Below are 23404 nucleotides of genomic sequence, written 5' to 3'. Positions count from 1 at the left end.
TTACTTGACGGCCCGGGCCGCCTGTGCCGCGGCGCGGAGCTCGTCGGCGATCTCTTCGGCTTCCTCGGGGTCAAAGTCCATCGGGATCTCGACACCGCTTGCCTCGATGAAAATCCGCACCATACCCTGATCGGTCGGCCCGATCTGCATGTTTGCTTCGACGTCGCGTTCGGTATTGATGCCCATCTTGCACTCCACTGGCGGCCAGCCGCTTGAATGCCGGTGCTAGCCCGGCGCAGGCTGAAACGCAAGCCGGGTTTGCGCTACACTGCCCGCATGATGGATGTAACCCTGCGCCGATTCGCCCCCACTGACATGCAATGGCTGGTGGCCCGCCACCAGGATCTTTATGCACAGGAGGCCGGGTTCGACGGCAGTTTCGGGACGCAGGTCGCGGATATCGTGCACGGCTTTTGCGCGGACCATGATCCGGTTTACGAGCGCGGCTGGATGGCTGTCAGCGGCAGGGAGCGGCTGGGCACGGTGTTCTGCATGAAGAAGAGTGACGATACCGCGCAGCTGCGCTTGTTCCTGCTGACGCCCAAGGCGCGCGGCAAGGGGCTGGGCAAGCGGCTGTTGCGCGACTGCATGGAGTTTGCCCGTGCCGCCGGCTACCGCGGCATGATGCTGAAGACCCATGAAAGCCACCGCACGGCGTGTGCGCTTTACCGCGCTTTCGGCTGGCAGCTGCAGGACAGCCGGCCGGTGCGCAACTATGGCCAGGACCTGGTGGAGCAGACCTGGAGCCTGACGTTCCGGGAAGCCGGTGCCTGAAACCGGGCAGAGCGAAATTTGGGAACAAATGCAAGCGGTTGTGGATAACTTTCCGCGAAATCCTTCCTGCGGGCCAGCGGCCTTGCCGGGGACTGTCCCGTCCGGCGGATTTCTGAAACAGAATGATGAAAAACCTCTTGCACGCCTCCGGAGCGTGCTATAAATGGCCCCTCAGTGCCGCCTTAGCTCAGTTGGTTAGAGCGCTGGATTGTGGATCCAGAGGTCCCCCGTTCAAGCCGGGGAGGCGGTACCATATCTCTCCTTCTGAATTGCTGTTGCCGGGCCTTGGATGCCCGTCTTGTAACGCCGCCGGACCTGGCCGCGCCTGTGGCCGACACTGTATTTGGATTGCAGCCTGACCCGGCCGTCCGGAAAGACTGCGCAAAAGGGGCCGCCGCATGTTTAGCGGCGGCCCCTTTGGGCCCGGCTGGTGTCAGAGCAGATGTGCTGCCTCCGGTCTTGGAGGATGCTCAAGTGCCCTTAGCTGCCCCCGGTCGTTGTGGTCGTGGTGGTGGTGGTAGTGTCGTCGTCGTCATCGGTAACAAGAACAAGGAACACGGTCCCTGCCAGAACCCCGGCAGCAGTTTCCGTGGACAAGCCGGTTTCCGGCAGGCCGGTTGTGCTGGTCCGGCACGTGACCTGCAGCGACCCGTTTGCAAGGTAGGTGGCGGAAACCGGAACCCCGCTCCCGCAGACCGCGCGGCGTTGGGCTGCTTCAAGGGCGGTCTCTGCCTGGGCAAATACAGCCTCCGCGGTGAACGACAGCGGCAGAGTCAGTGCGACAGCCCGCAAGATACTGGTATACATAAATAACAACCTTATGATTAGGGATGTGTTAACGTTAGCCAACCGCCTTCAGCCGGGCAACAAGACGTGACAACAGCAACGGCGTGCAGGCAAAATACCGCGCAGACTGCTGCAATCATGAGCGGTTTCCGGGGCATTGCGAGGGAAGCAAAATGTTCAAAGTAATCGTCAAATCGGTATTTGCAGGAAGTTCCTGCCTGGCCCTGGCTGCGGCACCTGCGCTGGCCCAGGTGCCGGGACCTGTTGTCTATACAGTGGTGGTTCCCGGTAATGAATTCGGCTCTCCAGCTTTCCTGGCGGAACTGCTGGGAACGCTGGAGGCGGCCAAGGCCTTCTGCCGTGCCACGGGTGATTCGGCACTGCAGGTGGACTGTTTGTCCGAACGGCTGGAGGCCGCGGCAGATACGATCCCCGAGGGCACCGACTATGACGAGGTGCGCGGCGTGCTGCAGGACACTTCAGAGCGGCTGAAACGGCTCGCCCGCCAGAACCGCGATCCGGAGAGGGGTCGTGTCACGGTCGCCAGCGCTGCGGATCCGGGTGAGCGCACCCGCCGTCCGCTGACCCCTGTCAGCGCTGCGGCGCAGACTGCAGTGAATTTGGAAGCAGCCCGCATTCTCGAAGAAGCCGCAACCGTTCTTCTGCGCAGCGCAGAGACTGCGCGGGACCGGCAGACGCAATACGCCCAGATCGCCGCGGCAATCGATTCCAACAAGGTGCTGCTCAGGTCCTGACTTGTTCCGGTTCAGTCAGAGATCTGCACTTCCTGACGCAGCGCGCCGGTCTCGCGGTCAAAGATCAGGATGCGGTTGTCCTGGCTGACGACGGCGATCCAGTCGCGCCCCAGCGTCACGGCTTCGGCCTCGACGCCCGCCGGCAGGGCGATTTCTGCGGGCAGCGGCGCGTCAGTGCCCTGCAGGCGGATGACAAGCAGAGAGATTATCACTACAAGCCCGCCAATCATCACCACCGTCAGCGTGGTCACCAGCCGCCGCAGGAACCGGATCTGCGGCGGCTCTGTTTGGATTTCGGTCTCGGAAGGATCAGTCATGGGCAGCCGCCGGATTGAGTTTGTCATCGCGGAAAACCCGCCTAAGCGGCTTGATAAAGCGGTTTCGCGCGATGTGCCAGAGGAGGCGGCGCTGTCGCGCACCCGGCTGGCCCGGCTGATCGAGGAGGGCGCGCTAACCGTTGACGGCATCGTGGTGCAGGATGCCAAGGCCAGGGTTGAGGCCGGGGCGCTGATCGCAATCGCGGTGGAGGAGGCCGGGGACAGCCATATCGGCCCCGAAGACATCCCTCTGGAGATCGTGTTCGAGGACGATGACCTCATTGTCATCAACAAGCCTGCGGGCATGGTGGTGCACCCGGCGCCGGGCTCGCCCTCGGGCACGCTGGTCAATGCGCTGCTGCATCACTTCGGCGGCAACCTGTCAGGCGTCGGCGGGGTCAAGCGCCCCGGTATCGTGCACCGGATCGACAAGGAGACATCGGGCCTCCTGGTGGTGGCAAAATCCGACGCCGCCCACCAGGGGCTGGCAGCGCAGTTCGAGAAGCACACGGTGGAGCGCCATTATCAGGCGGTCTGCTACGGCGTGCCGGATGGCAACGATCCCCGCCTGCGCGGGGTCAAGGGCGCCAGCTTCGAGCCGGGCAATATCCTCAAGCTCACCACCCAGCTGGCCCGCCACAAGACCGACCGGCAGCGGCAGGCGGTGCTGTTCCAGGGCGGCCGCCACGCGGTGACCCGGGCGCGCATTGTTGAAAGCTTCGGCAACCCGCCCTGCGCGGCGCTGATCGAATGCTGGCTGGAAACCGGCCGCACCCACCAGATCCGGGTGCATATGGCCCATGCCGGCCACGGGCTGATCGGCGACCCCACCTATGGCGGCCGCCGCAAGCTGGCGGCCAAGGCGCTGAGCGAGGCAGCGCGGGCCGCGGTGCAGGCCTTCCCGCGCCAGGCGCTGCATGCGGCGGTGCTGGGATTTGACCACCCTGTAACGGGCGAAGCACTCCGATTCGAGGCGCCGCTGCCCCCGGATATGGTCGGATTGCTGGCGGCTTTGCGCCAGTAAACTGACTGCAAATAAGCGTGTTCCGTCCTGTGACGCAATTCACAGACGAAATGACTCGGGCTAAAATAGAAGAATTCCTTAAGCGGTCCTTGAAAAGGGCTTAGCGCTAACTCATATGCGCTAATGTTAAGTCCTTATACATTTTGGGAGGGACACTTTATATGGCGAATTATGCAAACCTGCCTGCCCCGACGCCCGAAGGCGGCCTGAACCGGTATCTCCAGGAAATCCGCAAGTTTCCGCTGCTGGAGCCGGAAGAAGAATACATGCTGGCCAAGCGCTGGGTCGAGGAACAGGATGCGGCCTCGGCGCACAAGATGGTGACGTCCCATCTGCGGCTTGCGGCCAAGATCGCCATGGGCTACCGCGGCTACGGCCTGCCGCAGGCCGAAGTGATCTCTGAGGCCAACGTCGGCCTGATGCAGGCGGTGAAACGCTTCGATCCGGAAAAGGGTTTCCGCCTGGCAACCTATGCCATGTGGTGGATCCGGGCCTCGATCCAGGAATACATCCTGCGCTCTTGGTCGCTGGTGAAGCTTGGCACCACCTCGGCGCAGAAGAAGCTGTTTTTCAACCTGCGCAAGGCCAAGGCCCGCATCGGCGCGCTGGAGGAAGGCGACCTGCGCCCCGAGAATGTCGCGCAGATCGCTCACGACCTTGGCGTGACCGAGGATGAGGTGATCTCGATGAACCGCCGCATGTCCGGTGGCGATGCGTCCTTGAATGCCACTGTCGGCTCCGAGGGCGAAGGCACCATGCAGTGGCAGGACTGGCTGGAGGACGAAGATGCCGACCAGGCCGGCGACTATGAAGCCCGCGATGAGCTGGAAGCCCGCCGCGAGTTGCTGGCCGAGGCGCTGGATGTGCTGAACGACCGCGAGAAGGACATCCTGACCCAGCGCCGCCTGATGGATCAGGCAGTGACGCTGGAAGAGCTGAGCACGCAGTACAATGTCAGCCGCGAACGGATCCGTCAGATCGAGGTGCGCGCGTTCGAGAAGCTGCAGAAGAAAATGCGCGATCTGGCGATGGAAAAGGGCATGCTGAACAGCGTCTGATCCATCATCAGCGCGAAGGTTGGAAAGGCGGTGCAGTGCACCGCCTTTTTTCGTCAACAGGCAATGACGCTGGCTTTACGGCAGCGGTTCTGCCGTAATGTTTCGCGCGCGAAACATTTGGTCAGACGTGCTGCCTGCAGGGCTGGCGGATGCTGGCGTGACAACCTGTCTGGCACGGGCCTGGCGATAAGCTGGGTGCGAGGCTGAATGGGAGGGCTGGCAGAATTGCTGGCTGATTGGTCTGGGCACGGCTGGCTGAAATCACTCCGGTTGCTGGCGAAGCTCGCTGTCTGGCTGCCCTGACGGGTGGCTGGAGCGCTGGCTGCTTGCGGCCTGGTGATTCTGGCTTGCTTGCAATTTCTGCATTCTGTGTAGCTGGGTGGTGTCAGGCGGTCAATGGAAAATGTAATGAAATCAAATAGTTGATAGATTTACTCGGAAATTGGGGCGGGCCGGCCCTAGCCAGGCCATCCGTGCGGCCCTAAATTCATCTCCTCTGGCACAGGAGGAAGGGCCATGGCAGGCGGCTGGGCGCAGGACGGCGCGGTGAATGAGCAGATCGAAGCCTCGATCAACGATGAGCTTGCGCGGATGAAGGCGCAGAAACGCCCCGTCGGCGAAAGCCTCACTCATTGCGCCGAATGCGAGGAGCCGATCCCGGAGAAACGCCGTATTGCCATCCCCGGCGTCAAACTCTGCATCGACTGCCAGCAGGAGCGCGACGGCGCCCTCCAGGCCCGCGGCGGCATCAACCGGCGCGGCTCGAAGGACAGCCAGCTGAAGTAAATCCGGGTTTCTCCGGTACCGGCCCGCGTCAGCGGGCGGCGGCGGTTGCGGGCGGGGCATAGCGCAAGACTGGCAGCAGGCGCCCCAGCCAGCGCAGCTTGCCGTGCCGCTCGATCCACAGCGCATAGGCCACATAGGCGGGATCCTCGGAAAGGTGCCGCTCCTCCGCCTTGGCGCGCAGGACGTATATTCCGTTGATTCCCAGAAGCAGCAGCGACAGGCGCAGCGCCTCGCTTGCCCCTTCGGTGGTGAAGAACGGAACCGACAGCAGCCACCAGGATATGTTCTTGAACAGATACGAAGGGTGGCGGGTCCAGCGGTAGGGGCCATTGGTGATGATGCCGCGGTGGGTCAGGTTGGAAAACCGGATGCCAAAGGAGGCATTGGCCCAGGCCCACAGTACTTTGGCCGCAATGATTGCGCCGCCCCACAGGACGATCCCTGGCCCCCAGCCGCCCAGCATGTCCAGCCAGCCCAGCCCGTCATTGTATTCCAGATACTTGCGCCCGATGACCGAGAAGAAAGGCACATACATCGCCAGCGTCACCGCCCAGCCCCAGAACAGCGGGTTGCAGGAGCGGATGTGGGAATTGGTGATCCGGAGCGTCAGCACATAGCCGATGCTGACAAAAGCCAGGTCGATGCCGACCGTCATCCGCCCCATATAACTGACGAAGGCTGGAAAACTCTCCATCGCTGCGGTCAGCGGCGTTTTCAGAAGATAGGAGGCATTGCCGCTGAAATAGACAAACATCAGGGGCAGGAAGAACCCCTTGATCAGCCAGCCGAGACCGTAGTCGCGCAGAACGTCCCAGTCCACCTTGTCGAGGCGGCCCAGCACCAAGTGGCCCGCATGCAGATATCCGTCTCCGGGGGCCTCCATCCATAGATCGACCACGATGAAGTAGGGCACCGCCAGCACCAGAATGACCGGCAGAACAATGCGGCAGGCGTCCCAGAAGGGGGCATAGAAGCTGCGGTGATACTCCGGAAACAGCCAGTAGGCCGCGGCGACTGCCCCCAACGTGGCGCACAGCCCCGTCAGTTTTACCAGGACCCGGCGCCAGTTGACGGGGCGCCATTGCAGGCGTCCAAGCCCGGTTGCCGCATCTGCATAGGTCCTCAGCACCAGAAGTTCATATGCCAGCATCGGCAGCGCGGTTGCCAGCATCGCGGTGATCCCGACCTCTACCCGTCCGGCGCCGCTGTTTTGCATCAGCAGAAGGGCGGACAAATACCCGGCCAGCCCAAGCAGCATCGTCACCTGGCTGGTCGCCGACACCGGCGGGGCTGGTCTGGGGCTGTCTGTCATGCTGCTCGAACCGGATGCATCTGCGATTGCAATAGGATGCTAGCGCAATCACCGTCAGTTTCACCCCCTTGCCGCAGCGGGCTGCTGAATCATCTTCCCCGCGCCCTCTGCCGGTGATATATCCCGCGCGGGCTCACAGGCGATGGCGTCGCTGCAGAGAGGACTGCTCTGGCCCTGAAACCACGCTCCTGTACGCCGGGACTTTCAATCGGGAGATTGAAGGCCCCGCCTTTGTCTCCCCGGACAAAGGAGGCATCCATGGCCTGGTCGCCGGAAAAAACTGAAGTCAAAAGCTGGAACGAATGGGACACGCTGCGCCATGTGATCGTGGGCCGCGCCGATGACTGTCATATCCCGCCGGAAGAGCCCGCGCTGGATGCCAAGGTGCCCGAGGACAGCGACATGCGCGGCCAGTGGGGGCGCCGGCCGCAGGAAACCATCGACCGGGCAAATGAGCTTTTGGACAATTTCGCCGATCAGCTGCGCGGCCTTGGCATCCGCGTCGACCGGCCGGTTCCGATCGACCATTCGCAGCCTGTGACCACGCCGGATTTCCAAACCGGCAGCCAGTTCGGCTGCATGCCGCCGCGCGATGTGCTGCTGACCGTCGGCCATGAGATGCTGGAAGCCACCATGTCCTACCGCTGCCGCTGGTTCGAATATCTGAATTACCGGCCGCTGCTGAAGCAGTACTGGGAGGAAGATCCGAACTTCCGCCACGAAGCGGCCCCCAAGCCGCGGCTGACTGACGCGGATTACCACCCGGACTACCTCAGCGACAAGATCGGCGTGGCCAAGCGGCTGGAATGGGCGGCAGAGAAGTTCTTTGTCACCACCGAGGAGGAGCCGCTGTTCGACGCCGCCGACGTGCTGCGGTTCGGCAAGGATCTGGTGGTGCAGCATGGTTTCACCACCAACCTCAAGGGCATCGAATGGCTGCGCCGCCACTTCCCGGACCACCGCGTGCACACGGTGAACTTCCCCGGCGACCCTTATCCGATCCACATCGACGCCACTTTCACCCCGCTGCGCCCGGGTCTGATCCTGAACAACCCGCAGCGCCGCCTGCCGGAGGAGCAGCGTGCAATGTTCACCAAGAACGGCTGGGAAATCGTCGACGCGGCGCAGCCCGCGCACAACACCCCGCCGCCGCTGTGCTACTCCTCCACCTGGCTGAGCATGAACGTGCTGGTGCTGGACCCGAAGACCGTCTGCGTCGAGAAGTCCGAGGTCTATCAGGCGGAGCAGATGGACAAGCTGGGCATGGAAGTCATCGAGGTCGAGCTGCGCGACGCCTATGCCTTCGGCGGCGGGTTGCACTGCTGCACCGCGGATGTCTACCGCGACGGTGATTGCGAGGATTACTTCCCGCATCAGTGAGCCGCATAGGCGAATGCCTCGCGGTTTTTCTGCGCGGCATACGGCCAGGAAAACACGTGCATTCCTGGCCGGAGTTTTCGCGGAACCCCGGCTTAGCCGTGCCAGGCGCTGTGGTCAGAGGTATTCCGGCCCGGTGCGCTTGGGCAGCCCGTCGTCGCTGTTGAACCAGCACAGTTTTTCCTCATGGGCAACGTGCAGCGCCGGGGCAAAAGCCTCCGGGTCTGCCATTGCCGCAACGTAGAAATGCATGGTGCCGGACATTTTTTGCGAGCGGAAGGACATCGGCGAGCCGCAGGTCCCGCAAAAGGTCCGCTCTACCCCGGGGGAGGAGCGGAACAGCTTTGGCGGCTCTCCTGTCCAGCGCCACCGGCCGTCTTCGGTGCCAATGTAAGTCGTCATCGGCGACGAACATTGCCGCCGGCAGCTTTCGCAATGGCAATTCACGACGGACAGGACCGGCAGGTCCACGTCAAAGGTGACCGATCCGCACAGGCAGCGTCCTTGCATGGGTGTTCTCCCCTGGCTGATGGGGACAGCTTCAGGCCGGGAGCAGCATTTGTCTGGGCCAGTTGCGAAGCGGGATGGCCTGGCTGCGGCACAGGCTCATCTACTTCATCAGGGCTATGGCAGGTCCATCCGCAGGATGTGCTGCGGTCCTGCAATACCGTGAGGGTAAAGATCGCCGGTATCCTGAAACCCGCCCTTCAGGTAGCAGCGGACCGCGGCCGGGTTTTGCAGATTGACGGTCAGCACCGCGGCAAGACGGTCCGGGTAGCGGCTGGGCAAGTAGGCTGCCAGCGCGCTTACGGCTGCGGTGGCATAGCCTTTGCCCTGTTCGTTGCGGTCGATCATGAAGGCGCGCAGGCCCAGCTCGTCCGGGCGGGCAAATTCATAGGTCTCGTGGTACAGCCGGTCGATCTTGAAAAAGCCAACCACGTCACCGCTACTGAGCACGGCGTGAAAGTCCACGCCCTCCTCATCTTCTTCAAAGGCCTGCGCCACGGTGCCGGAAAAGCGGACCTGATCCGGCTGCACCCGGATATGGGCGACCAGGTCAAAGTCGCTGCGGGCCACCTGGCGCAGGGTGAGTGGCATCAGTCTTCCATCGCTTCCAGCTCGTCAATGAAGCCGGAGATCATGGACAGGCCCTTGTCCCAGAACTTGGGGTCGGTGGCATCGAGGCCGAAAGGCGCCAGCAGCTCCTTGTGGTGCTTGGAACCGCCCGCCTTGAGCATCTCGAAATACTTGTCCTCGAAACCCTCGCCGCCTTCGGCATAGACCGAGTAGAGCGCATTCACCAGGCCGTCGCCAAAGGCATAGGCGTAAACGTAGAAGGGCGAATGCACGAAGTGGGGGATATAGGCCCAGAAGGTTTCGTAGCCGTCCATGTACTCGAACGCCTCGCCCAGGCTTTCCGCCTGCACCGACATCCAGATGGCGTTGATGTCATCCGGGGTCAGCTCGCCCTCGGCGCGGGCGGCGTGCAGTTTGCACTCGAAGTCATAAAAGGCGATCTGGCGCACAACCGTGTTGATCATGTCCTCGACCTTGCCCGCCAGCAGCACCTTGCGCTGCTCCTTGGTTTCGGCCTTGTCGAGCATCTTGCGGAAGGTGAGCATTTCGCCGAACACGGAGGCGGTTTCCGCCAGCGTCAGCGGGGTCGAAGACAGCATTTCGCCCTGGCCTGCGGCCAGCACCTGGTGGACGCCGTGGCCCAGTTCGTGTGCCAGGGTCATCACGTCGCGGGGTTTGCCCAGGTAGTTCAGCATTACATAGGGATGCACATTGGTGACGGTCGGATGGGCAAAGGCACCCGGAGCCTTGCCGGGTTTCACGCCCGCGTCGATCCAGCCCTTGGAGAAGAACGGCGCCGCGATCTCGCCCATGCGCGGATCAAAGGCGCTATAGGCCTCCATCACCGTCTTTTCGGCTTCGTCCCAGCCAATGGTGCGGGTGTCTTCCAGCGGCAGCGGCGCGTTGCGGTCCCAGACCTGCATCACGTCGAGGCCCAGCCATTTGCGCTTCAGCTCGTAATAGCGGTGGCTGAGCTTGGGGTAGGCGGCAACCACCGCCTCGCGCAGCGCCTCGACGACCTCCGGCTCCACGTCGTTGGACAGGTGGCGGCCGGTCTGCGGACTGGGCATGCCGCGCCAGCGGTCGATGATTTCTTTCTCTTTCGCTTGCGTGTTGTGGACGCGGGCGAAGGTTTTGATGTTCTCAGCAAAGACACGGGCCAGCTCACGGGCGGCGGCCTCGCGCTTGGCGCGGTTCTGCTCCGTCAGCAGGTTCAGGGTGCCTTCGATGTTCAGCTCTTCGCCGTCGACGGTGAAGGTGAGGCCGGCGATGGTCTCGTCAAACAGCTTCTCCCAAGCATCGCCGACGATGCCGAGATCATGCATGAATTTCTCCAGCTCGTCCGACAGCTGGTAAGGCTTCATCGCGCGGATGCGGCGGAACACGCTGTCATAGCGCGCCAATTCCGCGTTGGCGGCCAGATGCGCGTCCATCACGCTGTCTTCGATCCGGTTCAGCTCCAGCGTGAAGAACACCAGCGGCGTGGTGGAAATGGTCACCTTTTCCTGGCAGTCGGACAGGAAGGCCGCGCGGTCGGCGTCGGTGGTCAGCTGGTAATAGCGCAGCCCCGCAAAGGACATGATGCGGCCGGCGATGTTGTTGATCTTCTCGTTGCGCTGCACGCAGGTCAGCAGGCCGTCCGCATCCAGATCCGCCAGCTTGCCCTCGTAATCGGCGGCAAAGGCGGCGCATTCCTGCTCCAGCCACTCCAGGTCGCGGGCCAGTTCAGGGGCGTCCTCTGAGGTGTAGAGGTCGCTGAGGTCCCATTCCGGCAGATCGCCGAGGCCGCCGGAGCCGGCTGTGGCGTTTGCGTCGCGGACGGGGAAGGGAAGCTGGAACATGGGGGCTCCTGTCATGAGAAATGCTTTGACCCAACATCTAAGGGCGGGCTTGCGGGATCACAAGCAGCCGTATGCGGAGGCGGGAGAGAATGGCACATACAGGTAAGGGGCGCGTAAACGGGGCGTGCGCAGCCCGCGCAACGGGGGCAGCCGGGGGTCAGCGGCTGTGCTGATCAAACAGGCGGCACATGCTGGAAAACACATGGGCGCGGATTTCCGGGGCTTCCATCATCACCTCATGCTGGGCGCCCTTGATCAGGTCCAGTTCGCCGCCGGGCCAGCGGGCCATGCGGTCGTGGACCGCCTCCGGGCTGACGATTTGCTCGTCACTGCCCAGAAAGGTGATGCAGGGCAGGGCGGGTGAGGGCATCGCCGCCAGTTCAGCGCATTCCTGCAGGCTGACGCGCAGCCATTGGATGGTAGGTCCGCCGAGCACCAGATCCGGCTGTGCCGCCAGCTGGGCGTGCATCATCCGGTACATCTCCGGGTCGGTGGTCAGTGTGTTGCCCTCAAACGGGGTGATCTGCACGTATTGGTCCAGTGCCGTGGTCGGCAGCAGTTTCTGCTCGAGCCGCAGGTAGGGGGCAACGCTGCCCAGAAGGTTGGCAAGGGGGCGCATCAGCGGCGGGATCAGGATTCCCCACATCGGACCGGTGAAGCAGCAGGCGTTCACGTCCAGGCCTTCGTTCAGGGCTCGCAAGCCGATGGCTCCGCCCATCGAATGCCCGACAAGGTGCCAGGGCTGCGGTAGCTTCAGCTGCGCCGCCAGGCTGGTCAGCGCCTTCACATCCTTCTGGAAATCGGTGAAATGGCCGACGTGGCCCAGCCGCCGTTCAGCCAGCATCCGGTCGGACAGGCCCTGGCCGCGCCAGTCCACGGTGAGGGTGGCATAGCCGCGGGCGGCAAACTCCGCCGCAGCAAGGCCGTATTTTTCGATATATTCGGTGCGCCCGGGGAACAGCAGGACAGTGCCCTTTGCCTCCCCGTCCGGGTGCCAGTGGCCTGCGCGGATGCGCAGGCCATCAGAAGTGTGCGCCCAGTGGGCCGCTCCGCCTGCCGGCCCCTGCGCGATCTCCGCGAACAGGGGGGCAGGCTGCAGCTCCACCGGGGCGCCGTCCATCAGGCGAGCGCCGAGGCGAGCTGCATCGCCGTGCCCATGTCGCCGTCAATGGTCAGCTTGCCGGACATGAAGGCCGCGGTGGGGTTCAGGTCGCCCTCCAGGATCGACTGGAAAGTGTCGGCATCCGCGCTCATGGTGACATCGGCTTCTTCGTCGGCGACGCGGGCACCGGAGCTGTCCAGCATGATGGCGCCCAGGCCTTCGATCTGGAACTTGGCGGTGGACGCGAACTCGCCTGCATCCAGTTTGCCGTTCAGGGCCTCAGCCGCCTGCTCAAGGGTAACGCTCATCTTGATCCTCAATCTGTTGGGCGCGTGTATAGCACAAACCTGTGAAGCCATAGCAGCTAATACTGGTAAATGCAGCGCGCAGGATTACACTGGGGGCATCATGGTGGCAAATTTCCCAAAGCTCAAAGCTATCGTGGCGGCAACGGCGGCTGCAATCACGCTGGGCCTGCCCGCGGTTTGCGCGGCACAGCAGCTTTCCGCAGATGTGCTGCTGCAGGACCTGGCGCAGTCCGAAGCGTCCGAGGCGGCGGCGATCGACCGTGAACTGCAGGCGCTGTGGGCCAAGAGCGGCTCTCCGGCGATGGACCTGCTGCTGCGGCGCGGGCGCGACGCGATGGAACGCGGTGACCTGCAGGAGTCGGTGGAGCATCTGACCGCGCTGACAGATCATGCACCGGAGTTCGCCCGCGGCTGGTACGAGCGCGCGCGGGTTTATTTCGAGATCGGGCTTTACGGGCCGTCGATTGCGGATCTGGAACGGTCGCTGGCGCTGAATCCCCAGGACTACAACGCGATCTATGCGCTGGGCGTGGTGTTTGAGCAGTTCAGCCAGCCAGAGCGTGCCTATCAGGCCTACCAGCGCGCCAAGGCTATACATCCGCACCACGAGGAAGTAAGCAGCGCCCTCGAACGTCTGAAGCCCTCGATCGAGGGCAGGGAACTGTAAGCCCCTTTGGGGCGCGGGGGCTGAAGATATGGCAAGCGCATCGCGGATCGTGGCCGTCCTGGGCCCGACCAATACCGGCAAAACCCATTACGCCATCGAACGGATGCTGGGCTACCGCACCGGGGTGATGGGGTTTCCGCTGCGCCTGCTGGCGCGAGAGGTCTATGACAAGGTTGTCGCTGCGCGCGGGCCATCCGTAGTGGCGCTGGTCACCGGGGAGGAGCGGATCGTGCCGCCGCGGGCGCAGTACTGGATCTGCACGGTGGAGGCGATGCCCGAGGGCATGGGCTGCGACTTCCTGGCCATCGACGAGATCCAGCTTTGCGCCGACCCTGAGCGCGGCCATGTCTTCACCGACCGGCTGCTGCGCGCCCGCGGCACGCTGGAGACGCTGTTCCTGGGCGCCGACACCATGCGCGGTCCGATCTCGGCATTGGTGCCGGGCGTTGAATTCGTCCGCCGCGAGCGGATGTCCGATCTGGTCTACGCGGGTTCGAAAAAGATAAGCCGGATGCCGCCCCGTACTGCTATCGTCGGGTTTTCGGTTGATAATGTCTATGCGATTGCCGAGCTGATCCGGCGCCAGAAGGGCGGTGCGGCGGTGGTGATGGGCGCGCTGTCCCCGAGGACGCGCAACGCACAGGTGGCGCTCTACCAGAATGGCGAGGTCGACTACCTGGTCGCGACCGACGCCATCGGCATGGGCCTTAACCTCGACATCGACCATGTGGCGTTCTCCTCTACCGTCAAGTTCGACGGCCGCCGGATGCGTCCCTTGGCCCCCAATGAGCTGGCGCAGATCGCAGGCCGCGCGGGCCGCGGCATGAGCCACGGCACCTTCGGTGTCACCGGCGACGCACGGCCGCTGGACGACGGCACCGCCTCGGCGATCATGAACCATCAGTTCACACCGCTGAAGAAACTGAACTGGCGGTCTGCGGACTTGCAGTTCGGCACCGTTGAGGCGCTGATCAACGCACTCGAATCAAGCCCGTCGAACGAGCACCTGACCAAGGCGCGTGAGGCGGATGATCTGGGGGCGCTGAAAATGCTGTCGCGGGAATCCGCCGTTATTGCCCGCACCACCAATGCGCAATCGGTGAAACTGCTGTGGGATGTCTGCCGGATTCCGGATTTCCGCGGCATCAGCCATGCCGAGCATGCCTCGCTTCTGGGGGTGATTTTCGAGCATCTGCACGGCGGCGGGGTGGTGCCGGACGACTGGATGGCCCGCCAGATAAAGCGGATTGACCGCACCGACGGAAACATCGACACATTGTCCAAACGTCTGGCATTTATCCGGACGTGGACATATGTCGCGCAGCGGAATGGCTGGCTGCGTGACGAAAGCCATTGGCGCGGGGAGACGCGCGCTGTAGAAGACAGGTTGTCGGATGCTCTGCACGAGCGTTTGACTCAGCGATTTGTGGACCGGCGCACGTCTGTGCTGTTGCGGCGGCTCAAACAGAAGGAGGCCCTTTTGGCCGAAGTGAATGACAAGGGTGAAGTGACGGTCGAAGGCGAATTCGTCGGCCGTCTGGAGGGGTTCCGGTTCAGCCCGGACAAAGCTGCGCAAGGCACTGAGGCGAAGGCCCTCAAAGCGGCATCGCTGCAGGCTTTGGCGCCGCAATTCCATCTGCGTGCGGACCGGTTCTATAACGCGCCCGACACAGAGATCGATTTTACTGAGCAGGGCGGCCTGATGTGGGGCGAGCATGCGGTGGGCAAGCTGGTTGCCGGCGCCGACGCGCTGAACCCGCAGATCGAGGTCTTCGTCGATGACGCGGCCGGGCCGGATGTTGCCCAGAAGGTCGAGCGCCGTCTGCTGCATTTCATCACCCGCAAGATCAACGCGCTGTTCGAGCCGCTGTTGAACCTGCAGAAGGACGAAGAGCTGACCGGCCTGGCGCGCGGTTTTGCCTTCCGCATGGTCGAAAACCTCGGCGTGCTGCCGCGTGCAGGCGTGGCGCAGGAGGTCAAGGACCTGGACCAGGACGCCCGCGGCGCGCTGCGCAAGCATGGCATCCGGTTCGGCCAGTTCACCATCTTCATGCCGCTGTTGCTGAAGCCCGCGCCGACCCGTCTGCGCCTGGTGCTGTGGTCGCTGGCAAATGGCCTGCAGGACTTCCCCGAGGCGCCGCCTCCGGGCCTGGTCACCGTGCCCTCCATCAAGGACGCGCCCGAAGGCTATGACACCATGTCCGGCTACCGCGCCGCCGGCGAGCGGATGATCCGCATCGACATGCTGGAGCGCCTGGCCGATATGCTGCGCAGTGAAGACAGCCGCGGCGGCTTTGAAGCCAAGGCTGACATGCTGTCGATCACCGGTATGACACTGGAGCAGTTCGCCGACCTGATGCAGGGGCTGGGCTACAAGGCCGAGAAGGGCGAACGCGAGAAGGTGAAGCCGGCTGCGGCGGAACCGGAAGCGAAACCTGCCGAGGCGGCTGAGGAAGCACCCGCTGCGGAAGAACCCGCCGTGGAAGCTCCGGCTGAAGAGGCTGCTGCAGAAGCGCCGGAAGCTCCGGCGGCAGCTGAAGTTGAGCCCGCACCTGCGGACGACGCGGCTGAAGCCAAGGCTGAGGCAGATCCTGAGGTCGAGGTGTTCTTCACCTTCACCTGGGGCGGCAACCGCGGCGGACGCCAAGGCGGCGGCCAGCGCCAGCAAAACCGCCGTCCGCAGGGCGAAGGCAAGCCAGGCGGCAAGGGCAAGCCGCGCGGCGCCAAGGGCGGCGACCGCGGCAAGCCGGGACGCAAGGGCGGCCCGCGCCAGGATCAGGGCGCCAAGACCTACTCCTCGCGTCCTGCCAAGAAGGAAAAGCAGATCGACCCGGACAACCCCTTTGCCGCAGCGCTGATGGGGCTGAAGCAGGGCGATTGATCCTGCCATGGCCGAAGGGACGCCGAAGATCCGCATCGACAAGTGGCTGTGGCATGCTCGGTTTTTCAAAACCCGCAGCCTGGCCGCCAAACAGGTCAGCGCGGGCCATGTGCGCCTCAACGGCACTAAGGCACTGAAACCGGCTCAGAACGTCGCTCCGGGCGACGTTCTGACCTTCGCTCAAGGCAAAGTGATCCGCGTGGTGCGGGTGGAGGCCATCGGCGAACGCCGCGGCCCGGCCCCGGAGGCCCAGGCGCTGTACTTCGACATGACGGAAAAGCAGGAAAAAGTTCCGGCCAATCCGAAGTTCGAGGGAAAAGGCCGCCCGGACAAAAAAGCCCGCAGGGCGCTTGATCTTACCCGCAAGCCCGAGGGCTTTTGACGCCTTGAAGTGCAGCCGCGTCTGGATTAGCTAGGCGCAAACGGAAAACAGGACTCGGTACAATGACCTATGTCGTGACGGAAAACTGCATCGCCTGCAAATACACCGACTGCGTCGAGGTATGCCCGGTGGACTGTTTCTACGAGGGTGAGAACACGCTGGTCATTCACCCGGATGAATGCATCGACTGCGGCGTCTGCGAACCGGAATGCCCGGCGGACGCAATCCGCCCGGATACCGAGCCGGATATGGACAAATGGGTCGAGTTCAACCGCAAATATGCCGAGCTGTGGCCGGTGATCGTGTCCAAGAAGGATCCGATGCCGGGCTACGAGGAGCGGGACGGCGAAGAGGGCAAGATGGAGAAGTATTTCTCCGAGGCGCCCGGCGAAGGCGGCTGATTCTCTGCCGCGCGCGATAATGCCGCATTTGTGCGGAAAACCGCCGTATTGCTTCAGGTTTTCACGGAGCCTTGCCAGCAGGCCGCCTTTCGGGCGGCCCTTTTTTATGATATACTTAGCGGACAATAGACATAAACAATCGGAGTCCGCCCCCGGTGCGCCGTAGCAGTGGCGTGCGTGATGGGCGGTATTTCTGCGGAGAGAATGTCCTGGGGGCCGGTCAAAATCTTCTGACCGGGACCTGGCGTTTTGTTCGCCATAGTGCCGGTGCCGCCCGGCTCATGAGTGAGGAAGAACCTGTATGACCAAGTCGAAGAAGCTCGAATTCCGCCCCAATGATTACGTGGTCTACCCGGCGCATGGCGTCGGCCAGATCATCTCGATCGAGGAGCAGGAAGTGGCGGGCTTTGCGCTGGAGCTTTTCGTGATCACCTTTGAAAAGGACAAGATGACCCTGCGGGTGCCGACCAACAAGGCAACCGAAGTAGGCATGCGCTCGCTGAGCTCGCCGGACGTGATTGCCCAGGCGATGAAGACGCTCAAGGGCAAGGCCAAGGTGAAGCGCGCCATGTGGTCGCGCCGTGCCCAGGAGTATGAGCAGAAGATCAACTCGGGCGATCTGATCTCAATCGCCGAGGTGGTGCGTGACCTGCACCGCACTGACGACCAGCGCGAGCAGAGCTATTCCGAGCGCCAGCTGTACGAAGCCGCGCTGGAGCGCCTCACCCGCGAAGTGGCCGCTGTCTCCGGCAATGACGAAATCGCTGCCGCCAAGCAGGTGGATGAGGTTCTGACCTCCCGCGCTGCCTGATCCCTGCGCAGATCCAGGATTGAAGGGCCGTGCCCGCAAGGGTGCGGCCCTTTTTTCAGGTTGGGGCGGCTTAGCTGCAGATGGCCACCAGGATGAGCAGGCCGCCGATCTCGGCCGCTTGCTGGGATGCGCCCAGGATGTCGCCGGTCTGGCCGCCGATCTTGGCCTTGGCCAGCGCGCCCAGCCCGGCGGCAGCAGCCCCCATCGCCAGCGCCGCACCAAAGGCCGCACTGCCGATCAGCGGCAGCGACAGAACAAGGGCCAGCCCGGCGGCGAGCAGGCAGGGCAGGGCGCGGGGACGGCCCACGGTCTGCGACAAGCCGGCGGACCGGGCGTTCGGCAACACGGCCATCAGCGCGGGCATCACCGCCCGGCTCAGCATTGCCAGCGCCAGCAGCGGCCAGACGCCGGCAACCGCAAACAGCGCTGTCAGAGCGCTCCAGCGCAGGCTGAAGCCCAGGATCAGCGCAATCACCCCATAGGCGCCAATGCGGCTGTCCTTCATGATGTCCAGCCGCCGCTCGCGGCTGAAGCCGCCCCAGAGGCCGTCTGCGGTGTCGGCCAGCCCGTCCTCATGCATCGCGCCGGTCAGCATCACCTGAACAGCCAGCGCCAGCCCAGCGGCCACCGTTTCGGGCAGGCCGGCTGCAAGCGCCAGCGCGGCCAGCAGCGCTGCGGGAAGGGCGACTGCCAGCCCTGCCAGCGGAAACGCCCAGACCGCCTTGGCCTGGCGCTGGAACGCCTCCGGCGGCAGGTGCGGCAGCGGCAGCCGGGTCAGCAGCACCAGTGCCAGCAGGATGTCTTTTGCCTGGATGTCGTTTTTTTGCATTTGCGGGCCTATTGCAGTGCTTGCGGCGGGGCGGTCAGCGGGTAAACAGGGTCAATCCGCTTTATCCGCGTCCACCACTCAGATGCAACGAGGCTTTCACATGCTGCCAGAGCTTTCCTCCCTTGATGATTTCCGCGCCGCACTGTCTGGCGCGCCCGCGCAGGACCAGACGGCCGCGGCTGGCGCGGCGGCACGCAATGGCCAGCTGACGAAACCGCCGGGAGCGCTGGGGCGGCTGGAGGATCTGGCGATCTGGTACGGCGGCTGGCGCGGCAGCGACCGGCCTGAAATCACTGCGCCTCAGGTGATTGTCTTTGCGGGCAACCATGGCGTGATGGCGCAGGGGGTTTCCGCCTTCCCGGCAGAAGTGACCGCGCAGATGGTGATCAATTTCGAACACGGCGGCGCCGCGGTCAATCAGCTGGCCAAACTGGCCGGCGCCCGCATGGATGTGCATGCGCTGGAGCTGGACCGCCCGACCGCCGATTTCACCCAGGTGCCGGCGATGAGTCAGGACGACCTGCTGGCGGCGCTGAAGGCCGGCTGGGATGCGGTCGACCCAAGCTCGGATCTGCTGGTGGTCGGCGAAATGGGCATCGGCAACACCACGCCCGCTGCGGCGCTGGCCTGCGCCCTGTTCGGCGGCGCGGCAGCGGATTGGACCGGCCGCGGCACCGGCGTCGATGATGCGGGGCTGGCAAACAAGACCCGGGTGGTGGGCGAGGGCGTGGCACTGCACCGGGAGGCGATCCGCGACGGGCTGGATGCCCTGGCCTGCCTGGGCGGGCGTGAGATTGCCGCCATGGCCGGAGCGATTGCTGCCGCCCGGGTGCTGCGCATCCCGGTCATTCTGGACGGTTACATCTGCTGCGCAGCAGCGGCTTGCCTGCTGCAAACCGCAGACGGGGCGCTGGACCACACGGTTGCGGGCCACCAGAGCGCCGAGAGCGCCCATCCGGCGCTGCTGGCGAGACTGGGCAAGGAGCCGCTTTTGTCGCTGGGGCTCCGCTTGGGGGAAGGGTCCGGCGCGGCGCTGGCAATCCAGGTGCTGAAAGGCGCTGTTGCCTGCCACAGCGGCATGGCCACCTTTGCCGAAGCAGGGGTGTCGGACGGCTGACCCTTCCAGCTTTCAGGCTCTGCATGAAAGTAAGCCCCGGCCTGTGCCGGGGCTTTTTCATTCTGCGGCTTCCGAGGATCTCTTCCGCTTGCGTTCGGCCATCTCGAAGATTGCGCTTTCGATGGCTTTCTCCAGCTCTCGCGCGCGGTCGATATAAGCGGGGTTTTGGCTGGCGGGCACGCCCGGTATCCAGTGCTGCGCCAGATCGCGCAGGTTCTGGCGGTCATGGTTGTAGAAGGTCTGGGCAGCCTGTGCGGCCTCGTATTCGCTGAGGCCGACGTTCTCCAGCACATAGCGGCCGGCGCGGACAGAGCTGTCGAACAGCTCGCGCACGATGTCGTCGGCGCCGGCCTGGTACAGCTCGTACACGTGGTTGCGGTCCTTGGCGCGGGCGATGATGTGCAGGTCGGGATAGGCGCGGCGCACATAGGAGACCATCTTGACCACGCCCTCAGGGTCATCCAGTGCCACCACAAACACCTTCGCCTTTGCGATGCCCGCGGCCTTCAGCAGCTCGGGCCGGGTTGGGTCGCCCAGGAAGCTTTTAACCCCGAAGCGGCGCATCAGCTGCACCGCCTCCATATCGTGGTCCAGCACCACGGTCTTGAAGCCGCTGGCCTGCACCAGCCGGTTGACGATCTGTCCGAACCGGCCGATGCCCGCGATGATCACCGGGCCTTCCTCGTCGATCTCATCCGGTTCAGGTTCTTGCAGCGGTTCGCCCATGCGCTTGGACAGCAAGTCATAGGCGATGAACAGCAGCGGGGTGATCAGCATCGACAGGGCGATCACCAGCAGCAGTTTTTCCGACAGCGCCGCCGGCAGGACGTTGAGCTGGGTGGAAAACGCCAGCAGCACGAAGCCGAATTCGCCGGCCTGCGCCAGGCTGAGGGTGAACAGCCACAGCCGCCGCCGGCGCAGGCCAAAGGCGCGGCCGACAACAAACAGCACTGCGCCCTTGGCAAAGATCACCAGGAGCGCCAGGCCGATCAGGTCGCCGGGGTCGGCCAGGAACTGGCGGTAGTTGATGCCCGCGCCCACGGTGATGAAGAACAGGCCGAGCAAAAGCCCCTTGAAGGGGTTGAGGTCGCTTTCCATCTCGTGCCGGAATTCGGAGTTGGCCAGGACCACACCCGCCAGAAAGGCGCCAAGCGCCGGCGACAGGCCGACCAGGGTCATCACAAAGGAGATGCCGACCACGATCATCAGCGCCAGCGCGGTGTACATCTCCCGCAGGTTGGAGGCGTGGATGAAGCGGAACAGCGGCCGGGTCAGGTAGATACCAGCCAGAATGATAAAGGCGATCGCAGCCAAAGTGACCAGCGCCACCGCCCAGCCCGGCAGCCCGTCGACCAGCGACAGCGAGCCGTGACCGCCTCCATGCCCTCCTACGCCCTCGCGGCTGATAGAACCGTCGGCGGAGAATTGCGGGATGGCGTAGCTGCCCAGAAGCGGCAGGAAGGCGAGGATTGGAATCACCGCGATATCCTGCGTCAGCAGCACCGAGAAGGCGGCGCGGCCGCCGCCGGTTCGCATCAGCCCCTTTTCCGACAGAGTCTGCAGCACGATCGCGGTCGAGGACAGCGACAGCGCCAGACCCACCGCCAGGCTGACATGCCAGGGCTGGTCCATGGCCATCGCGGCGCCCATCAGGACAACGGTGGACGCCGCCACCTGCATGCCGCCCAGACCGATCAGCTTGTCCCGCATCGCCCAGAGCGCGCGGGGTTCCAGTTCCAGCCCGATCAGGAACAGCATCATCACCACGCCAAACTCGGCAAAATGGCGCAGATCCTCCGTCTCGGCGCCGGTCAGCCCCAGCACCGGGCCAATGGCGATGCCGGCCGCGAGATACCCCAGCACCGAGCCAAGCCCGAGACGTGCCGCCAGCGGCACCGCGATGACCGCGGCGCCGAGGTAAATTGTTGCCTGATAGAAAAACTCTTCCATAGAACAGGTATCGCAAGCCTGGCCGGGCCTTGGCAATGGCTTTCCCGGCCGGGCGGCGCGGTTATGGCCTCAGGGCGCCTGCTGAATGGTTACTGCTCAAGCATCCGGATGTCTTCGCTGAGCTTGCCGATCCGGTCCAGCCGCCGGGAGATCCGTTCCTGGAAACCGCCAAGCTGGTCGATGATGTCCGCCAGGGTTTCGCCGGAATCGGTGAGCCGCGCGCTTTCGATCTTAAGCAGCACCCGGGTGGAGCTGAGGCCCAGGAAGTGGCGGTGCATGATCTGGCAGGCGGCGGTGATACGCGCGGCTTCCTCATCCACCTCCTTCATGCCGTCCTCGGACCGCTTGACCTGTTCTTTCACCAGCTCGCTCAGAATCTCGCGTTCTTCCTCCATATCGGAGTGCCCCAGGTCACGGCGTTCTCTTTGCAGCTGGTTGTCACATTCAATCAGCACGCGCGCCATGCCCTCGACGAACAGGCTGTCATTCACCGAGGATTTGATCTTGGCGAAATTGCTGTTCTCGCCCATCACATGGGCGCCGAACCAGTCCGACATCTGCCGCGACATGGCGCCGTAGTTCTGCGACAGGACAGTGACCGGCCCGCCAGAGGGTTCGATGCGCGAGGCCAGAACCCGCAGATTGTGCGGAATGGTGTGCATGGCATCAAAGTCGGTGATCAGCCCCGCCGTTTCCTCCGCCAGGGTTTCGGCATCCTGAAGCATGCTTGTCAGTTCTAGTATCCGGGCGTGCTGCTGGTTGCCCAGGCCCTTGTCCCGCGCGATCAGCTCCTGGCTGAGGGCGTGGGCGGCAAATTGATGGTAATCTTCGTAGCCCTGGCTTTTGAGCCAGTCGAGCAGGTACTGGGCGCTCTCCTCCGGCTTGATGCCCTCGTCCTTTTCGCGCTTCAGCATTTTGGAGTAGAGGCCGCGCACCTCGTCGAACAGCTTGCTGCTGGGCTTGATGCGGGCGGACAGATAGCCGTCCTGGCAGGGCACCACCACGGCAAACACCCAGTAATACAGCCCGTCCTTGGCCTTGTTCTTGACATAGGCGCCGATGCTTTCGCCGCGCTGGATGGTGTCCCAGAACAGCGAGAACACGCCCTTGGGCATGTCCGGGTGGCGGATCACCTTATGCGGTGCGCCGACCAGCTCCTCCCAGGCGTAGGCGCCGACACGGCGGAACACGTAGTTGCCGGCTTGGATCACACCCCGGCTGTCGGTTCGGGAAAAAAATACCTCGTTGAGGCCAAACGGAGCCTCGCCGCTGGTTGGACGGGTTTCAACGCGGCGGTCTACAAAGGACACGGAAAAGTTCCACTTTAGGTTACAGGAGTCGTTGCCGCACCTTTAGGTGAAAATCCTTCCTGCTTGGTTAAGTCGGCAGCGGCGCGTCGCGTTTTAAGTGTGCCATCACGATCTGGCTCTGGACCCTGGCAACGCCGGGGTGAGGCAGCAGAATCTCGTGGATCAGCGTGTTCAGCGCTTGCAGGTCCGTGCAGTAGACACGCAGCAGGTAATCGGCTTCGCCGGTCATGGTCCAGGCTGAGGTGATTTCCGGCTGGCTGGCCACCAGCCTCGCGAATCCCTTGGACTGTTCCGGACCGTGGCTGCTCAGATGCACCTGCACGAATCCCTGAACCGCCAGTCCCAGTTTGGCCGGGTTCAGCCGGGCGGCGTAGCCTTCGATATACCCCTCGGCCTCCAGCCGCTGCCGTCGCCGCCCGGCTTGGCTTGGCGACAGATTCAGTATTTCACCCAGTTCCTGCGCCGTGAGATGGGCATTTTTCTGCAGAGCTGCGAGCAGTTTCGTGTCGGTCGGGTCAAGCATGCGTGATTTTTCCTCC

The 23404-nt window shown here is 63.7% G+C and carries 25 protein-coding genes and 1 tRNA gene; 13 read left to right on the top strand and 13 right to left on the bottom strand.

Annotation, left to right across the window (positions count from 1 at the left end; all coding sequences use genetic code 11):
- The gene (locus AB1A62_RS01215; RefSeq protein WP_366659330.1) at window positions 1-186 is read right to left on the bottom strand and encodes a DUF6324 family protein; all 186 of its coding nucleotides are present in this window, start codon (window positions 184-186) and stop codon (window positions 1-3) included.
- Window positions 187-276: 90 nt separating this feature from the next.
- Between AB1A62_RS01215 and AB1A62_RS01210 the strand changes: the two genes are divergently transcribed.
- Window positions 277-774, top strand: a complete 498-nt coding sequence (locus tag AB1A62_RS01210) for a GNAT family N-acetyltransferase (protein ID WP_366659329.1) — start codon at window positions 277-279, stop codon at window positions 772-774.
- Between the two features lie 176 nt (window positions 775-950).
- A tRNA-His gene (locus AB1A62_RS01205) sits at window positions 951-1027 on the top strand.
- A 227-nt stretch (window positions 1028-1254) separates the two neighbouring features.
- On the opposite strand, the gene AB1A62_RS01200 is transcribed toward AB1A62_RS01205, so the two are convergent.
- On the bottom strand, window positions 1255-1581 hold the full coding sequence (locus AB1A62_RS01200) for a hypothetical protein (protein WP_366659328.1): 327 nt from the start codon (window positions 1579-1581) through the stop codon (window positions 1255-1257).
- Window positions 1582-1733: 152 nt separating this feature from the next.
- Here AB1A62_RS01200 and AB1A62_RS01195 point away from each other — a divergent pair, with 152 nt between their 5' ends.
- Window positions 1734-2315 carry a hypothetical protein gene (locus AB1A62_RS01195; RefSeq protein ID WP_366659327.1) on the top strand — a complete coding sequence of 194 codons (582 nt, stop codon included), beginning with the start codon at window positions 1734-1736 and terminating at the stop codon, window positions 2313-2315.
- Between the two features lie 11 nt (window positions 2316-2326).
- Here AB1A62_RS01195 and AB1A62_RS01190 read toward each other — a convergent pair whose 3' ends face one another.
- Window positions 2327-2632, bottom strand: a complete 306-nt coding sequence (locus AB1A62_RS01190) for a DUF6476 family protein (RefSeq protein ID WP_366659326.1) — start codon at window positions 2630-2632, stop codon at window positions 2327-2329.
- On the opposite strand from AB1A62_RS01190, the gene AB1A62_RS01185 reads away from it, so the two are divergent.
- From AB1A62_RS01185 to AB1A62_RS01175, 3 genes are all read left to right on the top strand, one after another.
- The gene (locus AB1A62_RS01185) at window positions 2631-3656 is read left to right on the top strand and encodes an RluA family pseudouridine synthase (RefSeq protein WP_366659325.1); all 1026 of its coding nucleotides are present in this window, start codon (window positions 2631-2633) and stop codon (window positions 3654-3656) included. The genes AB1A62_RS01190 and AB1A62_RS01185 overlap by 2 nt on opposite strands.
- Window positions 3657-3817: 161 nt before the next feature.
- Complete coding sequence (gene rpoH / locus AB1A62_RS01180; RefSeq protein WP_174145667.1) at window positions 3818-4714, top strand: RNA polymerase sigma factor RpoH; 897 nt, start codon at window positions 3818-3820, stop codon at window positions 4712-4714.
- A gap of 516 nt (window positions 4715-5230) precedes the next feature.
- Window positions 5231-5500, top strand: coding sequence for a DksA/TraR family C4-type zinc finger protein (locus AB1A62_RS01175; protein ID WP_366659322.1), 270 nt, complete (start codon window positions 5231-5233; stop codon window positions 5498-5500).
- 28 nt (window positions 5501-5528) lie between these two features.
- On the opposite strand, the gene AB1A62_RS01170 is transcribed toward AB1A62_RS01175, so the two are convergent.
- A complete protein-coding gene (locus tag AB1A62_RS01170) occupies window positions 5529-6812 on the bottom strand; it encodes an isoprenylcysteine carboxylmethyltransferase family protein (protein ID WP_366659320.1) in 1284 nt (427 codons plus the stop codon).
- Between the two features lie 258 nt (window positions 6813-7070).
- On the opposite strand from AB1A62_RS01170, the gene AB1A62_RS01165 reads away from it, so the two are divergent.
- Window positions 7071-8192 carry a serine/threonine protein kinase gene (locus tag AB1A62_RS01165; RefSeq protein ID WP_366659319.1) on the top strand — a complete coding sequence of 374 codons (1122 nt, stop codon included), beginning with the start codon at window positions 7071-7073 and terminating at the stop codon, window positions 8190-8192.
- Window positions 8193-8306: 114 nt separating this feature from the next.
- Here the strand turns inward: AB1A62_RS01165 and AB1A62_RS01160 are convergent, their stop codons facing one another.
- The 5 genes from AB1A62_RS01160 to AB1A62_RS01140 all read right to left on the bottom strand — a co-directional run bounded on the left by AB1A62_RS01160 (window position 8307) and on the right by AB1A62_RS01140 (window position 12517).
- Window positions 8307-8699, bottom strand: a complete 393-nt coding sequence (locus AB1A62_RS01160) for a GFA family protein (RefSeq protein WP_366659317.1) — start codon at window positions 8697-8699, stop codon at window positions 8307-8309.
- A gap of 114 nt (window positions 8700-8813) precedes the next feature.
- Window positions 8814-9287: a GNAT family N-acetyltransferase gene (locus AB1A62_RS01155; RefSeq protein WP_366659316.1), complete on the bottom strand. Its 474-nt coding sequence runs from the start codon at window positions 9285-9287 to the stop codon at window positions 8814-8816.
- Window positions 9287-11107 (bottom strand): M3 family oligoendopeptidase, encoded by a 1821-nt coding sequence (locus AB1A62_RS01150; protein ID WP_366659314.1) that lies wholly within the window; start codon window positions 11105-11107, stop codon window positions 9287-9289. Before AB1A62_RS01150 ends, AB1A62_RS01155 begins: the two co-directional genes overlap by 1 nt.
- Window positions 11108-11264: 157 nt before the next feature.
- Window positions 11265-12227: an alpha/beta hydrolase gene (locus AB1A62_RS01145; protein WP_366659312.1), complete on the bottom strand. Its 963-nt coding sequence runs from the start codon at window positions 12225-12227 to the stop codon at window positions 11265-11267.
- On the bottom strand, window positions 12227-12517 hold the full coding sequence (locus AB1A62_RS01140; RefSeq protein WP_174145677.1) for an SCP2 sterol-binding domain-containing protein: 291 nt from the start codon (window positions 12515-12517) through the stop codon (window positions 12227-12229). The genes AB1A62_RS01145 and AB1A62_RS01140 overlap by 1 nt, the downstream gene beginning before the upstream one ends.
- Before the next feature lie 100 nt (window positions 12518-12617).
- Between AB1A62_RS01140 and AB1A62_RS01135 the strand changes: the two genes are divergently transcribed.
- From AB1A62_RS01135 to AB1A62_RS01115, 5 genes are all read left to right on the top strand, one after another.
- Complete coding sequence (locus AB1A62_RS01135; protein ID WP_366659311.1) at window positions 12618-13184, top strand: tetratricopeptide repeat protein; 567 nt, start codon at window positions 12618-12620, stop codon at window positions 13182-13184.
- 28 nt (window positions 13185-13212) lie between these two features.
- Window positions 13213-16065, top strand: coding sequence for a helicase-related protein (locus tag AB1A62_RS01130; protein WP_366659309.1), 2853 nt, complete (start codon window positions 13213-13215; stop codon window positions 16063-16065).
- 7 nt (window positions 16066-16072) lie between these two features.
- Window positions 16073-16447 carry an RNA-binding S4 domain-containing protein gene (locus tag AB1A62_RS01125; protein ID WP_366659307.1) on the top strand — a complete coding sequence of 125 codons (375 nt, stop codon included), beginning with the start codon at window positions 16073-16075 and terminating at the stop codon, window positions 16445-16447.
- Window positions 16448-16509: 62 nt separating this feature from the next.
- A complete protein-coding gene (fdxA, locus tag AB1A62_RS01120) occupies window positions 16510-16848 on the top strand; it encodes a ferredoxin FdxA (RefSeq protein ID WP_019294695.1) in 339 nt (112 codons plus the stop codon).
- 301 nt (window positions 16849-17149) lie between these two features.
- The gene (locus tag AB1A62_RS01115; RefSeq protein WP_019294694.1) at window positions 17150-17659 is read left to right on the top strand and encodes a CarD family transcriptional regulator; all 510 of its coding nucleotides are present in this window, start codon (window positions 17150-17152) and stop codon (window positions 17657-17659) included.
- Between the two features lie 70 nt (window positions 17660-17729).
- On the opposite strand, the gene AB1A62_RS01110 is transcribed toward AB1A62_RS01115, so the two are convergent.
- On the bottom strand, window positions 17730-18488 hold the full coding sequence (locus tag AB1A62_RS01110) for an adenosylcobinamide-GDP ribazoletransferase (RefSeq protein WP_366659305.1): 759 nt from the start codon (window positions 18486-18488) through the stop codon (window positions 17730-17732).
- A 100-nt stretch (window positions 18489-18588) separates the two neighbouring features.
- On the opposite strand from AB1A62_RS01110, the gene cobT reads away from it, so the two are divergent.
- Window positions 18589-19605 carry a nicotinate-nucleotide--dimethylbenzimidazole phosphoribosyltransferase gene (gene cobT, locus AB1A62_RS01105; protein ID WP_366659303.1) on the top strand — a complete coding sequence of 339 codons (1017 nt, stop codon included), beginning with the start codon at window positions 18589-18591 and terminating at the stop codon, window positions 19603-19605.
- Window positions 19606-19662: 57 nt separating this feature from the next.
- Here the strand turns inward: cobT and AB1A62_RS01100 are convergent, their stop codons facing one another.
- The 3 genes from AB1A62_RS01100 to AB1A62_RS01090 form a co-directional block, all read right to left on the bottom strand.
- Window positions 19663-21555, bottom strand: a complete 1893-nt coding sequence (locus AB1A62_RS01100) for a cation:proton antiporter (RefSeq protein WP_366659302.1) — start codon at window positions 21553-21555, stop codon at window positions 19663-19665.
- Between the two features lie 89 nt (window positions 21556-21644).
- On the bottom strand, window positions 21645-22865 hold the full coding sequence (locus AB1A62_RS01095) for a PAS domain-containing protein (RefSeq protein ID WP_366659300.1): 1221 nt from the start codon (window positions 22863-22865) through the stop codon (window positions 21645-21647).
- 67 nt (window positions 22866-22932) lie between these two features.
- Window positions 22933-23388, bottom strand: coding sequence for an Lrp/AsnC family transcriptional regulator (locus tag AB1A62_RS01090; protein ID WP_366659299.1), 456 nt, complete (start codon window positions 23386-23388; stop codon window positions 22933-22935).
- Between the last annotated feature and the right edge of the window lie 16 nt (window positions 23389-23404).

Source organism: Leisingera sp. JC11 (assembly GCF_040704725.1).
GTDB lineage: Bacteria > Pseudomonadota > Alphaproteobacteria > Rhodobacterales > Rhodobacteraceae > Leisingera.
Note: the sequence above shows the minus strand (reverse complement) of the source record. Positions and strands in the feature narration are given on the sequence as shown.

Coding starts and splice junctions, on each gene's coding strand:
- cobT (WP_366659303.1), top strand. CDS start 18,589: ATGCTGCCAGAGCTTTCCTCCCTTGATGATTTCCGCGCCGCACTGTCT.
- AB1A62_RS01100 (WP_366659302.1), bottom strand. CDS start 21,555: ATGGAAGAGTTTTTCTATCAGGCAACAATTTACCTCGGCGCCGCGGTC.
- AB1A62_RS01110 (WP_366659305.1), bottom strand. CDS start 18,488: ATGCAAAAAAACGACATCCAGGCAAAAGACATCCTGCTGGCACTGGTG.
- AB1A62_RS01160 (WP_366659317.1), bottom strand. CDS start 8,699: ATGCAAGGACGCTGCCTGTGCGGATCGGTCACCTTTGACGTGGACCTG.
- AB1A62_RS01150 (WP_366659314.1), bottom strand. CDS start 11,107: ATGTTCCAGCTTCCCTTCCCCGTCCGCGACGCAAACGCCACAGCCGGC.
- AB1A62_RS01185 (WP_366659325.1), top strand. CDS start 2,631: ATGGGCAGCCGCCGGATTGAGTTTGTCATCGCGGAAAACCCGCCTAAG.
- AB1A62_RS01175 (WP_366659322.1), top strand. CDS start 5,231: ATGGCAGGCGGCTGGGCGCAGGACGGCGCGGTGAATGAGCAGATCGAA.
- AB1A62_RS01155 (WP_366659316.1), bottom strand. CDS start 9,287: ATGCCACTCACCCTGCGCCAGGTGGCCCGCAGCGACTTTGACCTGGTC.
- AB1A62_RS01130 (WP_366659309.1), top strand. CDS start 13,213: ATGGCAAGCGCATCGCGGATCGTGGCCGTCCTGGGCCCGACCAATACC.
- AB1A62_RS01165 (WP_366659319.1), top strand. CDS start 7,071: ATGGCCTGGTCGCCGGAAAAAACTGAAGTCAAAAGCTGGAACGAATGG.
- AB1A62_RS01195 (WP_366659327.1), top strand. CDS start 1,734: ATGTTCAAAGTAATCGTCAAATCGGTATTTGCAGGAAGTTCCTGCCTG.
- AB1A62_RS01090 (WP_366659299.1), bottom strand. CDS start 23,388: ATGCTTGACCCGACCGACACGAAACTGCTCGCAGCTCTGCAGAAAAAT.
- AB1A62_RS01145 (WP_366659312.1), bottom strand. CDS start 12,227: ATGGACGGCGCCCCGGTGGAGCTGCAGCCTGCCCCCCTGTTCGCGGAG.
- AB1A62_RS01190 (WP_366659326.1), bottom strand. CDS start 2,632: ATGACTGATCCTTCCGAGACCGAAATCCAAACAGAGCCGCCGCAGATC.
- AB1A62_RS01135 (WP_366659311.1), top strand. CDS start 12,618: ATGGTGGCAAATTTCCCAAAGCTCAAAGCTATCGTGGCGGCAACGGCG.
- AB1A62_RS01210 (WP_366659329.1), top strand. CDS start 277: ATGATGGATGTAACCCTGCGCCGATTCGCCCCCACTGACATGCAATGG.
- AB1A62_RS01200 (WP_366659328.1), bottom strand. CDS start 1,581: ATGTATACCAGTATCTTGCGGGCTGTCGCACTGACTCTGCCGCTGTCG.
- AB1A62_RS01115 (WP_019294694.1), top strand. CDS start 17,150: ATGACCAAGTCGAAGAAGCTCGAATTCCGCCCCAATGATTACGTGGTC.
- rpoH (WP_174145667.1), top strand. CDS start 3,818: ATGGCGAATTATGCAAACCTGCCTGCCCCGACGCCCGAAGGCGGCCTG.
- fdxA (WP_019294695.1), top strand. CDS start 16,510: ATGACCTATGTCGTGACGGAAAACTGCATCGCCTGCAAATACACCGAC.
- AB1A62_RS01215 (WP_366659330.1), bottom strand. CDS start 186: ATGGGCATCAATACCGAACGCGACGTCGAAGCAAACATGCAGATCGGG.
- AB1A62_RS01125 (WP_366659307.1), top strand. CDS start 16,073: ATGGCCGAAGGGACGCCGAAGATCCGCATCGACAAGTGGCTGTGGCAT.
- AB1A62_RS01170 (WP_366659320.1), bottom strand. CDS start 6,812: ATGACAGACAGCCCCAGACCAGCCCCGCCGGTGTCGGCGACCAGCCAG.
- AB1A62_RS01140 (WP_174145677.1), bottom strand. CDS start 12,517: ATGAGCGTTACCCTTGAGCAGGCGGCTGAGGCCCTGAACGGCAAACTG.